The organism is Nocardia sp. NPDC050799 (assembly GCF_040654015.1).
In the GTDB taxonomy this organism is placed as follows: domain Bacteria; phylum Actinomycetota; class Actinomycetes; order Mycobacteriales; family Mycobacteriaceae; genus Nocardia.
In genome coordinates this window covers 54,710-67,229 of the sequence record NZ_JBFAHF010000011.1, presented here as the reverse complement: position 1 = coordinate 67,229, position 12,520 = coordinate 54,710, and the positions used below count along the sequence as shown (strand labels likewise).

11 protein-coding genes are annotated in these 12,520 nt (G+C 70.0%); 6 read left to right on the top strand and 5 right to left on the bottom strand.

Going from position 1 to position 12,520, the window contains the following annotated elements:
* The first annotated feature begins 18 nt into the window (after positions 1-18).
* Positions 19-408 carry an adenosylmethionine decarboxylase gene (speD, locus tag AB0H42_RS13785; RefSeq protein WP_357054731.1) on the top strand — a complete coding sequence of 130 codons (390 nt, stop codon included), beginning with the start codon at positions 19-21 and terminating at the stop codon, positions 406-408.
* Here speD and AB0H42_RS13780 read toward each other — a convergent pair.
* Positions 390-1,025, bottom strand: coding sequence for a DUF5134 domain-containing protein (locus AB0H42_RS13780; protein WP_357054728.1), 636 nt, complete (start codon positions 1,023-1,025; stop codon positions 390-392). The two genes, speD and AB0H42_RS13780, sit on opposite strands and share 19 nt — an antisense overlap.
* Before the next feature lie 164 nt (positions 1,026-1,189).
* Here AB0H42_RS13780 and hrpA point away from each other — a divergent pair, with 164 nt between their 5' ends.
* Positions 1,190-5,365, top strand: a complete 4,176-nt coding sequence (gene hrpA / locus AB0H42_RS13775) for an ATP-dependent RNA helicase HrpA (RefSeq protein WP_357054725.1) — start codon at positions 1,190-1,192, stop codon at positions 5,363-5,365.
* A gap of 10 nt (positions 5,366-5,375) precedes the next feature.
* Here the strand turns inward: hrpA and nrdR are convergent, their stop codons facing one another.
* Positions 5,376-5,843, bottom strand: coding sequence for a transcriptional regulator NrdR (nrdR, locus tag AB0H42_RS13770; protein ID WP_357054722.1), 468 nt, complete (start codon positions 5,841-5,843; stop codon positions 5,376-5,378).
* A gap of 203 nt (positions 5,844-6,046) precedes the next feature.
* Positions 6,047-6,517 (bottom strand): hypothetical protein, encoded by a 471-nt coding sequence (locus AB0H42_RS13765; protein WP_357054719.1) that lies wholly within the window; start codon positions 6,515-6,517, stop codon positions 6,047-6,049.
* 260 nt (positions 6,518-6,777) lie between these two features.
* On the opposite strand from AB0H42_RS13765, the gene lexA reads away from it, so the two are divergent.
* Complete coding sequence (gene lexA / locus AB0H42_RS13760) at positions 6,778-7,509, top strand: transcriptional repressor LexA (RefSeq protein ID WP_357054716.1); 732 nt, start codon at positions 6,778-6,780, stop codon at positions 7,507-7,509.
* Positions 7,510-7,574: 65 nt separating this feature from the next.
* Complete coding sequence (locus AB0H42_RS13755) at positions 7,575-8,291, top strand: histone deacetylase (protein ID WP_357054713.1); 717 nt, start codon at positions 7,575-7,577, stop codon at positions 8,289-8,291.
* A 58-nt stretch (positions 8,292-8,349) separates the two neighbouring features.
* Here the strand turns inward: AB0H42_RS13755 and AB0H42_RS13750 are convergent, their stop codons facing one another.
* Complete coding sequence (locus AB0H42_RS13750; RefSeq protein WP_357054710.1) at positions 8,350-9,222, bottom strand: helix-turn-helix domain-containing protein; 873 nt, start codon at positions 9,220-9,222, stop codon at positions 8,350-8,352.
* A gap of 103 nt (positions 9,223-9,325) precedes the next feature.
* Between AB0H42_RS13750 and AB0H42_RS13745 the strand changes: the two genes are divergently transcribed.
* Together AB0H42_RS13745 and AB0H42_RS13740 are read left to right on the top strand one after the other, a co-directional pair.
* Positions 9,326-10,117: an SDR family oxidoreductase gene (locus tag AB0H42_RS13745; protein ID WP_357054707.1), complete on the top strand. Its 792-nt coding sequence runs from the start codon at positions 9,326-9,328 to the stop codon at positions 10,115-10,117.
* Positions 10,118-10,127: 10 nt separating this feature from the next.
* Positions 10,128-11,198, top strand: a complete 1,071-nt coding sequence (locus AB0H42_RS13740) for a diacylglycerol kinase (RefSeq protein WP_357054704.1) — start codon at positions 10,128-10,130, stop codon at positions 11,196-11,198.
* A 106-nt stretch (positions 11,199-11,304) separates the two neighbouring features.
* Here AB0H42_RS13740 and AB0H42_RS13735 read toward each other — a convergent pair whose 3' ends face one another.
* Positions 11,305-12,450: an acyl-CoA dehydrogenase family protein gene (locus AB0H42_RS13735; RefSeq protein ID WP_357054701.1), complete on the bottom strand. Its 1,146-nt coding sequence runs from the start codon at positions 12,448-12,450 to the stop codon at positions 11,305-11,307.
* Between the last annotated feature and the right edge of the window lie 70 nt (positions 12,451-12,520).

Below are 12,520 nucleotides of genomic sequence, written 5' to 3'. Positions count from 1 at the left end.
GGGTACCGTCGCGAGCGGATGAGGCCGAAGGTGGCGCCGGAATTCAGCGGCCGGCACGTGCTGGCCGAGTTCGGTGGGGTGGATCGGGCGCTGTGCGACGATCTCGAGCGGCTCGAGGCCGTGCTGCGGCACGCGCTGTCCGCCGCGGGGGTGACCGTCTGCGAGATCGTCGGCAAACAGTTCGTCCCGCACGGGGTGACCGTGCTGGCACTGCTGGCCGAATCGCATGCCTCACTGCACACCTATCCGGAGACCGGGGACATCTTCGTCGATGTGTTCACCTGTGGTGCCGCCGCGGACAGTGCCGGTGCGGTGGCCGAGCTGCTGCGCGCGGCGCTCGCTCCCGAACACGTCCGTATCTCGACGGTGCCGCGCGGCCGGGCCGCCGGTCAGGCCAGCAGCATATAGGCCATACCGAGATCCATGACGAGATGCGGCAGCACGGCGACGGGCAGTCCGCGGCCCGCGGCCGGCGCGACCGGATGCGCGGCCCACCAGCGCGCTCGCCCGCTGCGCACCGAGACCAGCACCACGACGGCGTCCGCCAGGAACAGAGCGGCGAAGACAGCGGCCGGCCCCGGATCCGCGCTGTGCCCGCCACCACCGTGTCCCGCCATCATGAACAGCATCACCGCGGCCGCGACCAGGTGATACCCGATGGCCGCCGCACGCTGCCCCGCCCGTGGATACGCATCGCGGTACCAGCGCACGAGCCGGTCGCCCAGCAGCAGGGTGAACACCAGCGTCATCGCGAGCAGCACACCGTGCACGGCATGGGTGTGCACGCGGGTGGGGAACAGCACCATCACCAGCATGACCGCGCACATCAGCAGATGCGCGGCGTCGGATTCGTGGTCATCGCCGTGCGCCGCGCCGCCGCAGCCCGCGGCACCACCCTCCAGCTCCCCCGTCGCGAGCACCGGCGCGGCGAACATCACCCGGGCCAGCACCACCAGCGCCGCCCCGGCGAACGCCAGCGCCACCAGAGCCCGCATCCCGACCTGGTCGAGTACGAATCCGGCCATGCCGCACCGCCTTTCGCAGAAGCACCCCGTCCATATTCGCACGACCGATCGGCCGCAGGGGGATCTTCGATCCGCCGGAGACCGCCCGCTTCACCACCGGCCGCCGGTACCGGACCGGGCCGCGACCCGGCCGGACGCCGGGTTTCGATAGGCTGGTCGATGCAATGACCAGGACCGCAGTCACGCACCGGGAGCTTCGTACCCGGTTGGCTTCTCTCACCCTCCGCGACGAACACCGGCTGCACCGGCAACTGGATCGAGTGCGCGGCGGCGACCTGTCCCGGATCGAGTCCGAAATCACGGCGGCCGCGGAACGGATCGCGGCCCGGCGGGCGGCGGTACCGGCGATCACGTATCCCGAGCAGCTGCCGGTCACCGGGCGCCGCGGCGATATCGCCGCGGCCATCGCCGCCCATCAGGTCGTGGTGGTGGCCGGGGAAACCGGCTCCGGTAAGACCACCCAGATCCCGAAGATCTGCCTGGAGCTGGGCCGGGGTATCCGCGGGGCGATCGGGCACACCCAGCCCCGCCGGCTGGCGGCGCGCACGGTCGCCGAGCGGATCGCCACGGAACTGGGGACCGAGCTGGGCGACGCGGTCGGCTATACGGTCCGGTTCACCGATCACGCCGCCGAGCACACGCTGGTCAAGGTGATGACCGACGGTATCCTGCTCGCCGAGATCCAGCGCGACCGGCTGCTGCGCGCCTACGACACGATCATCATCGACGAGGCCCACGAACGCAGTCTCAATATCGATTTCCTGCTCGGTTACCTGAAGCAGCTGCTCCCCCGGCGGCCGGATCTGAAGATCGTCATCACCTCGGCCACCATCGATCCGGAACTGTTCGCCCGGCATTTCGCCGACGCCGCGGGCAATCCGGCGCCGATCGTGGAGGTCTCCGGCCGGTCGTACCCGGTGGAGATCCGGTACCGGCCGCTGGCCCTACCGGCTCCGGAGGAGGACGACGAGGAAGAAGATCACCGGCCGGTCGACCGCGACCCGGTCGATGCGATCTGCGCGGCGGTCACCGAACTCTTCGCCGAAGGCGACGGCGATGTGCTGGTGTTCCTCTCCGGTGAACGGGAGATCCGCGATACCGCCGACGCGCTCGCGGAGCTGAAACTCTCCCGGACCGAGATCCTGCCGCTGTACGCCCGCCTGTCCGCGGCCGAACAGCACCGGGTGTTCGCCCCGCACACCGGCCGGCGGGTGGTATTGGCCACCAATGTCGCCGAGACCTCGCTCACCGTGCCGGGTATCCGCTATGTGGTCGATCCCGGGACCGCCCGGATCTCCCGCTATTCGATGCGAACGAAGGTGCAGCGGCTGCCGATCGAATCGAATTCGCAGGCCTCGGCACGGCAGCGGTCCGGGCGCTGCGGCCGCGTCGCCGACGGTATCTGCATCCGCCTGTACTCCGAGGACGATTTCGAATCCCGTCCGGCGTTCACCGAGCCGGAAATTCTGCGTACCAACCTCGCCGCGGTCATCCTGCAGATGACCGCGCTCGGGCTGGGCGAGATGGAACGGTTCCCGTTCGTGGAGGCGCCGGACCAGCGCGCGGTCCGCGACGGTGTCGCCCTGCTGGAAGAGCTGGGCGCCCTCACCCGCGGCGCACCGCGCCCGCCGGTGGCGGCCCCGGAACCCGGCGCCCGGGAAGCGGATCCCGCGGACCACGACGAGGCCGGAGCGGGCCGGAGGCGCCGCCGGGCCGAATCGGGCCCCATCCTCACGCCGACGGGCCGGGAGATGGCGCGTCTGCCGGTGGACCCGCGAATGGGCCGGATGCTCGTCGAGGCCCACCGCAACGGCTGTCTGGCCGAAATGCTGGTGATCGTGGCCGCCCTGTCGATCCAGGACGTTCGCGAACGGCCGGTCGATCAGCAGCAGGCCGCCGACGCGAAACATGCCCGGTTCACCGTGCCGAATTCGGATTTCCTGGCGTACCTGCGCCTGTGGGAGTACCTCACGGGGCAGCGGCGGGCACTGTCCGCGAACCGTTTTCGGCGGATGTGCCGCGAGGAGTTCCTGCACTACCTGCGGATCCGCGAATGGCAGGACCTGTACGGCCAGCTGCGTACCATCACCAAGGGCATGGGCTGGTCACTGCACGAACCGGCCGCCGAGCCCGAGGCGAAGGATTCCCGCTCCGCACGCTCCGAGAACGGTCCGCGGCGCGGACCCGGACCCCACGGTGTGAAGCCGGAACGGGAAGCCGCCGAGCCCGTACGGACCGGCACCGCGGCGCCTCGGCCGGTCGAGGAGATGACCCCGGACACCGATCCGTGGGACGCGACCGCCGTCCACCAGGCGCTGCTGTCGGGCATGCTGTCGCATATCGGGGTCCGGGAAGCCGAGTCCCGGGAGTTCCTCGGCGCCCGTAACGCCAAGTTCATGATCTTCCCGGGTTCCTCGCTGGCCAAGAAACCGCCGCGCTGGGTGATGGCCGCGGAACTGGTGGAGACCTCACGCCTGTGGGGCCGGATCACCGCCCGTGTCGAACCCGAATGGGCAGAACGGCTCGCCGGGGATCTGGTCAAGCGTATCTATTCCGAACCGCACTGGTCGTCCAAACGCGGCGCCGCCCGGGCCTACGAACGCGTCACCCTCTACGGTGTCCCCCTGGTGACCGGCCGGCCGGTCGACTACGGACGTATCGACCCCGACGTCTCGCGGGAACTGTTCCTGCGGCACGCCCTGGTACAGGGCGAATGGCAGACCCGGCACGAGTTCTTCCATCGCAACCGGGCATTGCTCGACGATATCGCCGATCTCGAGCACCGCGCCCGCCGCCGGGACATCCTCGTCGACGACGAGGTGCTCTTCGAGTTCTACGACCGCCGGATCCCCGCTGATATCGTCTCGGTCCGTCATTTCGACACCTGGTGGAAGACGGCCCGCCGGCAGGATCCCCACCAACTCGATTTCACGACCGAGACGGTGGTGAACGAGAACGCGAACCGGCTGGACCCCACGGATTTCCCGGACGCCTGGCGCCAGGGCGAGCTGTCCTTCCCGCTCACCTACCAATTCGAACCGGGCCAGGCCGACGACGGTGTGACCGTGCGCATTCCGGTGGCGCAGCTGGCTCATGTCCGCGCGGTCGGATTCGACTGGCTGGTGCCGGGCATGCGCGCGGAACTGGCCGCGGCGCTGATCAAGACACTGCCGAAACAGTTGCGGCGCACGGTGGTCCCCGCGCCGGATTTCGCGGCCGCCGCCCTGCGCGTCCTCACCCCGCGGGCCGAACCGCTGCGGACCGGGCTGGCCCGGGAGCTGACCCGCTTGGCGGCCACGCCGATCGCCCCCGGCGATATGGACCCGGCCGCGCTTCCCGAGCACCTCCGAATGACCTTCGCCGCCACCGATACCGACGGCCGCGTGCTGACCACCAGCAAGAGTCTGGCGCAGCTGCGGACCCGCCTGGCCGATCAGGTCTCCGCCTCGGTGGCCGCGGCCACGGCCAACGCCGAACGTGCCCCCGCCACCGTGTGGACCTCGGAATCCCTGGGCACCCTGGACGCCACGGTGCGCCGGGAAGTGGGCGGCCAGACCATCACCGGTTATCCTGCGCTGGTCCCGGAGGCCGGCGGAGTGGCGGTCCGCGTGCTCACCTCGCCCGCCGAACAGGCCCGGGCCATGCGGGCCGGAACCCGGGCGCTGCTGCTCAACGCCATCCCCACCTCGGTGCGCGGCGTCACCGCGGGCCTGTCCCCCGCGGATCGGCTGGTTCTCAGCCAGAACCCGTACGGGTCGGTCGACGCGCTGGTCCAGGACTGCCGCGCCGCGGCCGCCGACCAGCTCATCGGCGCCGCGGGCGGACCCGTCCGCGACCCCGCGGATTTCGAGCGTCTGGTGGCGGCGCTGCGGCCGAAGCTGAACGAGGTGGTCACCCGGATCGTCCGGCTGGTCGTGCCGGTCCTGGCCGCGGCGCACGAGGTGTCGACTGCGTTGAACGGTGTCCGAGAAGCCGATATCGCCGAGGATGTGCGGGATCAGCTGGCGGAGCTGCTGTTCGACGGGTTCGTCGCCGAATGGGGTCCGGCCCGGCTGCGGGAACTGCCCCGGTATCTCCGTGCGGCGCAAGCCCGGCTCACGGCCCTGCCCGGGTCCGCGGTACGCGACCGCCGGGCGATGATGGACGTGGATGCCGCACTGGCCGCCTACGACCAGCTGCTGGCCCGGCTACCGGAGCCGCGGCGGAACGCACCCGACGTCACCGATATCTGGTGGATGATCCAGGAGTTGCGGGTGAGCCTGTTCGCCCAGAAGGTGGGCACGCCGTATCCGGTCTCCACCCAGCGGATCCAGAAGGCGATCGCGGCCGTGCGCCGCTGAGTCCGCCCGATCAGTCCCCGGGGCCGACCGCTGCCCGGGCCTGCCGCATATCCCGGATCTCTCGTTCGAAATCCTCGGCGGAGGTGAAGGATCGGTAGACCGAGGCGAAACGCAGATACGCCACCTCGTCCAGTTCGCGTAGCGGCCCGAGAATCGCCAGGCCGACCTCATGACTCGGCACTTCCGGTGCCCCCTTGGCCCGGACCGCGTCCTCCACCTGCTGGGCCAGCAGGTTCAGCGCGTCGTCGTCGACCTCGCGGCCCTGGCAGGCGCGCCGGACCCCGCGGATCACCTTCTCCCGGCTGAACGGCTCGGTGACCCCGCTGCGTTTGACCACCGACAGGATCGCGGTCTCCACCGTGGTGAAACGACGGCCGCATTCCGGGCAGGAGCGTCTGCGGCGAATGGCGGCGCCCTCGTCGGCCAGTCGCGAGTCGACGACCCGGGAGTCGGGGTGTCGGCAGTACGGGCAGTGCATCCGGGGTCCTTCGTCGCTGCGAACGCTCGCGGCCGAACCGGCGCCGGTCGCGGGTCCGGCGAGCGCGGGTACCGGGCCGGTGCCCGGGTACGGGTGGGCCGTTCACACGCACCGGCTCGAGTGCATAACACATCGAGGATACCGGTACGGGGTGTGCCGTGCGCGCGCTCACCCCTGGTCCGGACACACACGCCGCCGACACGCTACCGGCGCCCGGGCGCGTCGGCGGCCGGACCGGGCACCGATGCGGCCGGAATTCCGGGCAGCGCCGGCCCGGGCGCCGGATCCGGGGCCCGCATATGCGCCAGCGCGAGGAAGGCGACCACCACCGTCGCGGTGATCACGGCGGTCAGGGCCGTCGCCGCATAACCGGCTTGGGCCCGCTCGACCAGATCGCCGGGCTCGGGCGGCCGGGACCGTGGCATCACCGCCGGCCCGCGGCGCACCACCGGTGCCGGCGGCCGGACAACCGGGTGGTACCCGTGCGCCCCGCCCCGGTGCGGCGTCGCGGCCCACGGGCGGGGCGGATCGGGCCGCCGCGTGTCCGGACCCGGCAACCCGCCCTCGTCCGGGCGGGTCGTTCCGGTCTCCCCCGGCGGGACCGGACCGGGCCGCACCCGGACGGTGACGTCTTCCCGCGTGCCGGTGCCGGTCACGCTGATGGCGGTGTTCATCGGATAGACCTCCGTGCTGGTTGCTCGCGGAACCAATGGCGGTATTCGATCAAATGTTCGACGAACTGATGTTCGATTTCTACCACGCCGGAGGGATAATGTCAGTAGCAACGCCGGACATACCTCGAACAGATGTTTGATAGATCGGAGAGCGCCGACTAGATTCACTGCACGACATCAAACCTCGGGCACAACCGGTCCGGGCCGTCTGCCGGGACGGCGGTCACCGGGCCGGAGACCGACGAGAAAGGGCGGTTGTGGTGAGCCAATCAGACGACACGGGTGCCGGGGCCGGCCCCGGCACCGAACCGGGGACGACCGGTGCGGGTCTCACCGTGCGTCAGCGCAAGGTACTCGAGGTCATCCGTTCCTCGGTGAGTCTGCGCGGCTATCCGCCCAGCATCCGCGAGATCGGTGACGCGGTCGGCCTGAACTCCACCTCCTCGGTCGCGCATCAGCTGCGCACCCTGGAGCGCAAGGGGTATCTACGCCGCGACCCCAACCGTCCCCGGGCCGTGGATGTCCGTGGAATGGACGAGGCGGTCCGCTCGGTGACGACCCTGCCCCCCGCCGATACCGCGGCCGCATCCGACGCGGCGGGCGATACCGATCAGCCGATCCCGACCTATGTACCGGTGCTCGGACGAATCGCCGCCGGTGGACCGATCCTGGCGGAACAGGCGGTGGAAGACGTGTTCCCACTCCCCCGCGAACTGGTCGGCGACGGTTCGCTGTTCCTGCTGAAGGTGGTCGGCGAATCCATGGTCGACGCCGCCATCTGCGACGGCGACTGGGTGGTGGTCCGGCAGCAGAACGTGGCCGACAACGGCGATATCGTCGCGGCGATGCTGGACGGCGAAGCGACCGTGAAGACGTTCAAACGCAGCGGCAAGGACGTCTGGCTGATGCCGCACAATCCACATTTCGAACCGATTCCGGGTAACGACGCGCGCATTCTCGGCAAGGTCGTCACCGTGATCCGCAAGATCTGAGGCCACCCCACCGGCACCGGGCACGCGCCGGTGCCGGGCCATCTCCCGGTGGCGGTGAGGAGCCCATGGCACCACACGAGGTCGTGGTCGCCGGGCCGCGGTCGGAACTCGCTTCCGGGCCGGTCCCGGACCGAATCTGGTATGCCGCTTACGGTTCGAATACCGACCCGGAACGCTTGCGCTGCTACCTCACCGGTACCCGCCCCGCCGGCGCGGTCCACCGCCCGCCCGGAACCGGGCGGAGTGCGGGCGCACCGGCGGGTTGCCGCGACCGCACCCCGCCGGCGCGCTCGATCGCACTGGTGCTGCCCGGGTTGCTCTACTTCGCCACCGAATCGGTGGTCTGGACCGGCGGCCGCGCCTTCTACGACCCCGCCACCCCCGCCGAACTCCCGGTGCGCGCCTATCTGCTGACCCGGTCGCAGTTCAGCGATATCGCCGCCCAGGAGATGTACCGTCCGGCCGGAACCGACCTCGACCTGAGCGAGGCGGTGCGCACCGGCCGGTCCCACCTCGGCCCCGGTCGCTACGAAACCCTGGTCTGTCCGGGCGTATTCGACGGTCTCCCCGTTCTGACCTGGACCGCCCCGTGGCGTTGGCGCGAGATCAGTGGAAACCCACCGGCCGCCGCGTACCTCGGCCGGATCGGTACGGGGTTGCGTGCGGCGCACCGATGGTCGGTCGCCGAGACAGCGGGGTATCTGGCCAGTCGCCCGGGCGCTGCCGGTCACTGGACTTCCGCCGTTGTGGCCGATCTACTACGGAGCGAATACGACTCCTAGGACCGGGCCGTCCGGCGTCGATCGGTGCACCGCCGGTTTCACCGCTCGGCGGCGACTCTCATCCCTCCGCGGTCCGCAGCGCCACCGATATCGACCGCGCTCCCGCGCGCACGATATCGATATAGCGGGCCCGGTCCACCGGACCGGCCTCCGCCCGCAACGGGCCGAGCTGGACCTCGTAGGGCGCTTCGTCGCCGTGGAACACCGGCGCGGACACATAGCTGAGCGGCAGCGGGTGCCGGGTGCGGATATCGGCCTCGGTGTACGCGCGTGCGGTCAACCGGCCCAGCTGGCGCAGCGCCTCGACCCGCAACTTCGGCTGCAGGAGTTCGGCGCCGAGCGCGCCGAGCAGTTCGGTCAGCAGATCCACGAGCCCGGCGTCGTCGGCTTCGGGCCGGAACATGGCGAATCCGTGCGCGGTGACGAAGTCGAGCAGCTCCGACGCCCCGGGCCGCCCATGCGTCGTCGCCAGCCAGCGCTGCCGTTCGGTGGGGGTCCGCCACGGCATCACCGCGGCCCCCGCGGGGTAGACGACCGGAACCGACTGCCCCACGGCCAAGCCCGGCACTATCCGCGCACCCGCATACTGTTTGGCGACGATGGTGAGCCGGTCGTCGGAGATGCGGCTCAGGGTGGCTCCGCAACCGGCGGCCTCGGCCAGCGCCGCGAGCTCGGCACCCACTGCGACGGCCGCGCCCACGGGTTCGGCGGGTGAGAGGCGGGCCAGCGCCGGTCCGCGCCGGTAGGCCAGGCTCGCGTCCCGGACCACCCAATTCGCCTCGCACAACTCGGTGAGTACCGCGGTGACCGTCGCCCGGGCCAGTTCCAGACGTTCGGCGATCTCCGAAACGGTCAGCGCCCGCTCCGATTCCGCGAGCAGTTCGACCACCGCCACCACCCGGCGTGTCGGTGGGGACCCGGCCGTCGCCATATCCGATGCTCCCTTGTCGCCCGGTCTCCCGGGATCTACACTGCATCGACTATTCGATAACGCAACGTCGAATAGTCGACATCAGCATACTTCGGGAGGCGCCATGATTCTGGACCGGTTCCGACTCGACGACCGGGTCGCCATCGTGACCGGGGCCGGGCGCGGACTCGGCGCGGCCATCGCCCTCGGCTTCGCCGAGGCGGGAGCCGACGTCGTGATCGCCGCCCGCACCGAATCCGACCTGACCGCGGTGGCCGAGCAGATCCGCCGGGCGGGGCGGCGGGCCCGTATCGTGGTCGCCGACCTCGCCGATCCCGCGGCCTGCGCTGCCCTCGCCGAGACCGCGTCGGCGGAGTTCGGGCGGCTCGACATCGTCGTGAACAATGTCGGTGGCGCCCTGCCCACCCCACTGCTGGACACCACGCCCGACGCCCTGACCCGGGCCTTCGGCTTCAATGTCGCCAATGCCCACGCCCTGGTCCGGGCTGCCGTACCGATCATGCTGGACACCGCCGACGGTGGGTCGATCATCAACATCACCTCGACGATGGGCCGGCTTCCCGGTCGCGCGTTCGCCGCCTACGGCACGGCCAAAGCCGCGCTCGCGCACTACACCCGGCTGGCCGCCATGGATCTGTGCCCGCGCATCCGGGTCAATGCCATCGCGCCCGGCTCCATCGCGACCTCCGCACTCGAGGTCGTCGCCGCCGACGACACCCTGCGCGGCGCCCTGGAGAAGGCGACCCCGCTGCGCCGGATCGGCGACCCCGCCGATATCGCGGCCACCGCGCTGTTCCTGGCATCCCCGGCCGGCGGCTACCTGACCGGGAAAGTGATCGAGACCGACGGCGGCCTGATCGCCCCGAATCTCGATATCCCCATTCCGGATCTGTGAGGAGACAGCTGTGACGTACCGCGTAGTGCACTGGGGCACCGGTAATGTCGGCCGCCACGCCCTGGCCGGGATCATCGACGATCCTCGGCTCGAACTGGTCGGCGTCAAGGTGTCGGGCAGCGCCAAGGAAGGCCGCGACGCCGGGGAACTCGCCGGGTCCGATACCCGCACCGGCATCCTGGCCACCACCGACGCCGCCGCGCTCTTGGCCGCGAAACCGGATTGCGTGGTCTACACGGCGATGACAGACAATCGGCTCGTCGAGGCGCTCGCGGATCTGCGCACGATTCTGGCCGCCGGCGTGAATATCGTCGCGAGCGCCCCGGTCTTCCTGCAATACCCCTGGCAGGTGCTGCCGCCGGATATGCTCGCCCCGATCGAGGATGCCGCCGCCGCGGGCGGTGCCTCGTTGTTCGTCAACGGAATCGACCCCGGCTTCGCCAACGATCTGCTGCCGCTGGCGCTGGCCGGCACCTGCCGGCGAGTGGATCAGATCCGCTGTATGGAGATCCTCGGCTACGCGACCTACGACAATGCCACGGTGATGTTCGACATCATGGGATTCGGCAAACCCCTGGACGAGACCCCCATGCTCCTGCAACCCGGGGTGCTTTCGCTGGCCTGGGGCAGCGTGGTGCGCCAGCTGGCGGCCGGGCTGGGCGTGGAACTCGACACGGTCACCGAAACACACGAGCGGATTCCCGCACCCGAGGATATCGAGATCGCGGCGGGCACGGTCGCGGCCGGTACCACCGCGGCCATGCGCTTCGAGGTCCGTGGGATGGTCGGCGACCGAGTCGTCACGGTGCTGGAGCACATCACCCGGACGCGCGCGGATCTGGCGCCCGAGTGGCCCCGGCCGGCCCAGCAGGGCGGCTCGTACCGCGTCGAGATCACCGGCGAGCCCAACTACGCCATGGACCTCTGCCTGTCCAGCGACAACGGCGACCACAACCACGCCGGACTGGTGGCCACAGCCATGCGGGTGGTCAACGCGGTCCCCGCGGTGGTGGCCGCCGCACCGGGTATCCGCACGACCCTGGACCTCCCGCTGATCAGCGGGCCGGGTCGGGCAGACTGAAAATACCTGTACCCCGACGGGTACAGGTATTTCGGTTTCCGGCCGGCGCCCCGGAGAGGAACGCAGAAGGGGCGAGGACCCTACCGGGCCCTCGAACTTCAGCCGGTCAGGACAGTTTCAGCGACCGCCCGATGATCTCCTTCATGATCTCGGTGGTGCCGCCGTAGATCGTCTGCACACGCGCGTCGAGGTACGCCTGGGCGATCGGATATTCGCGCATATAGCCGTAACCGCCGTGCAACTGCAGGCAGCGGTCGATCAGCTCGACCTGCTCCTCGGTGCTCCACCATTTGGCCATGGCGGCATCCTCGGCCGAGAGGGTGCCCGCGTTGAGTTCGGTGATGCACCGGTCGACCAGCACCCGTACGGCCGTGGCCTTGGTGGCCAGTTCGGCGAGCACGAACCGGGTGTTCTGCAGGGCGCCGATCGGCTTACCGAAGGCCTTGCGGTCACGGACGTACTGGCAGGTGTAGTCCAGGCAGGTTTCCATCGCCGCGGCCGCCATCACCGCGATCGACAGCCGCTCCTGTGGGAGGTTCTGCATCAGGTGGATGAAGCCCTTGCCCTCTTCACCGAGCAGGTTGGCGGCGGGGACCCGGACATCGCTGAAGCTGAGTTCGGCGGTGTCCTGCGCCTTCAGGCCCAGCTTGTCCAGGTTGCGGCCCCGTTCGAAGCCCGGCATCCCACGTTCCACCACCAGCAGGCTGAAGCCCAGGGCGCCGGCCGAGGGGTCGGTCTGGGCGACCACGATGACGATATCGGAGTTGATGCCGTTGGTGATGAAGGTTTTGGCACCGTTGAGAACCCAGTCGTCACCGTCGCGGACCGCGCGGGTCTTGATGCCCTGCAGGTCCGAACCGGTGCCGGGCTCGGTCATGGCGATGGCGGTGATGAGCTCACCGGAACAGAACTTCGGCAGCCAGCGCTGCTTCTGCTCCTCATTGGCCAGCTCCAGCAGGTACGGCGCGATGACGTCGTTGTGCAGGCCGAAGCCGAGGCCGGAGTACTGTCCGCGTACCGATTCCTCCGTGATGATGGAGTTGTATCGGAAATCCTTCACTCCGCCGCCGCCGTACTCCTCCGGCATCGCCATACCCAGGAAGCCCTGCTTACCGGCCTCGAGCCAGACCGAACGATCCACGACGCCCTGTTCCGCCCACTGGTCGTGGAACGGCGCCACATGCGTCTCCAGAAACTTGCGGTACGACTCCCGGAACAGATCGTGCTCGGGCTCGAACAGTGTGCGCTCCACACCAACCTCCTAGTGAACACTCCGGACGGGACCGCGCCGGCCCGTCACTGTGACCTACCGTACCCGGAGT

Excerpts from the sequence above, each read along its gene's own strand:
- speD (WP_357054731.1), top strand. The coding sequence starts at position 19 with ATGAGGCCGAAGGTGGCGCCGGAATTCAGCGGCCGGCACGTGCTGGCC.
- AB0H42_RS13780 (WP_357054728.1), bottom strand. The coding sequence starts at position 1,025 with ATGGCCGGATTCGTACTCGACCAGGTCGGGATGCGGGCTCTGGTGGCG.
- hrpA (WP_357054725.1), top strand. The coding sequence starts at position 1,190 with ATGACCAGGACCGCAGTCACGCACCGGGAGCTTCGTACCCGGTTGGCT.
- nrdR (WP_357054722.1), bottom strand. The coding sequence starts at position 5,843 with ATGCACTGCCCGTACTGCCGACACCCCGACTCCCGGGTCGTCGACTCG.
- AB0H42_RS13765 (WP_357054719.1), bottom strand. The coding sequence starts at position 6,517 with ATGAACACCGCCATCAGCGTGACCGGCACCGGCACGCGGGAAGACGTC.
- AB0H42_RS13755 (WP_357054713.1), top strand. The coding sequence starts at position 7,575 with ATGGCACCACACGAGGTCGTGGTCGCCGGGCCGCGGTCGGAACTCGCT.
- AB0H42_RS13750 (WP_357054710.1), bottom strand. The coding sequence starts at position 9,222 with ATGGCGACGGCCGGGTCCCCACCGACACGCCGGGTGGTGGCGGTGGTC.
- AB0H42_RS13745 (WP_357054707.1), top strand. The coding sequence starts at position 9,326 with ATGATTCTGGACCGGTTCCGACTCGACGACCGGGTCGCCATCGTGACC.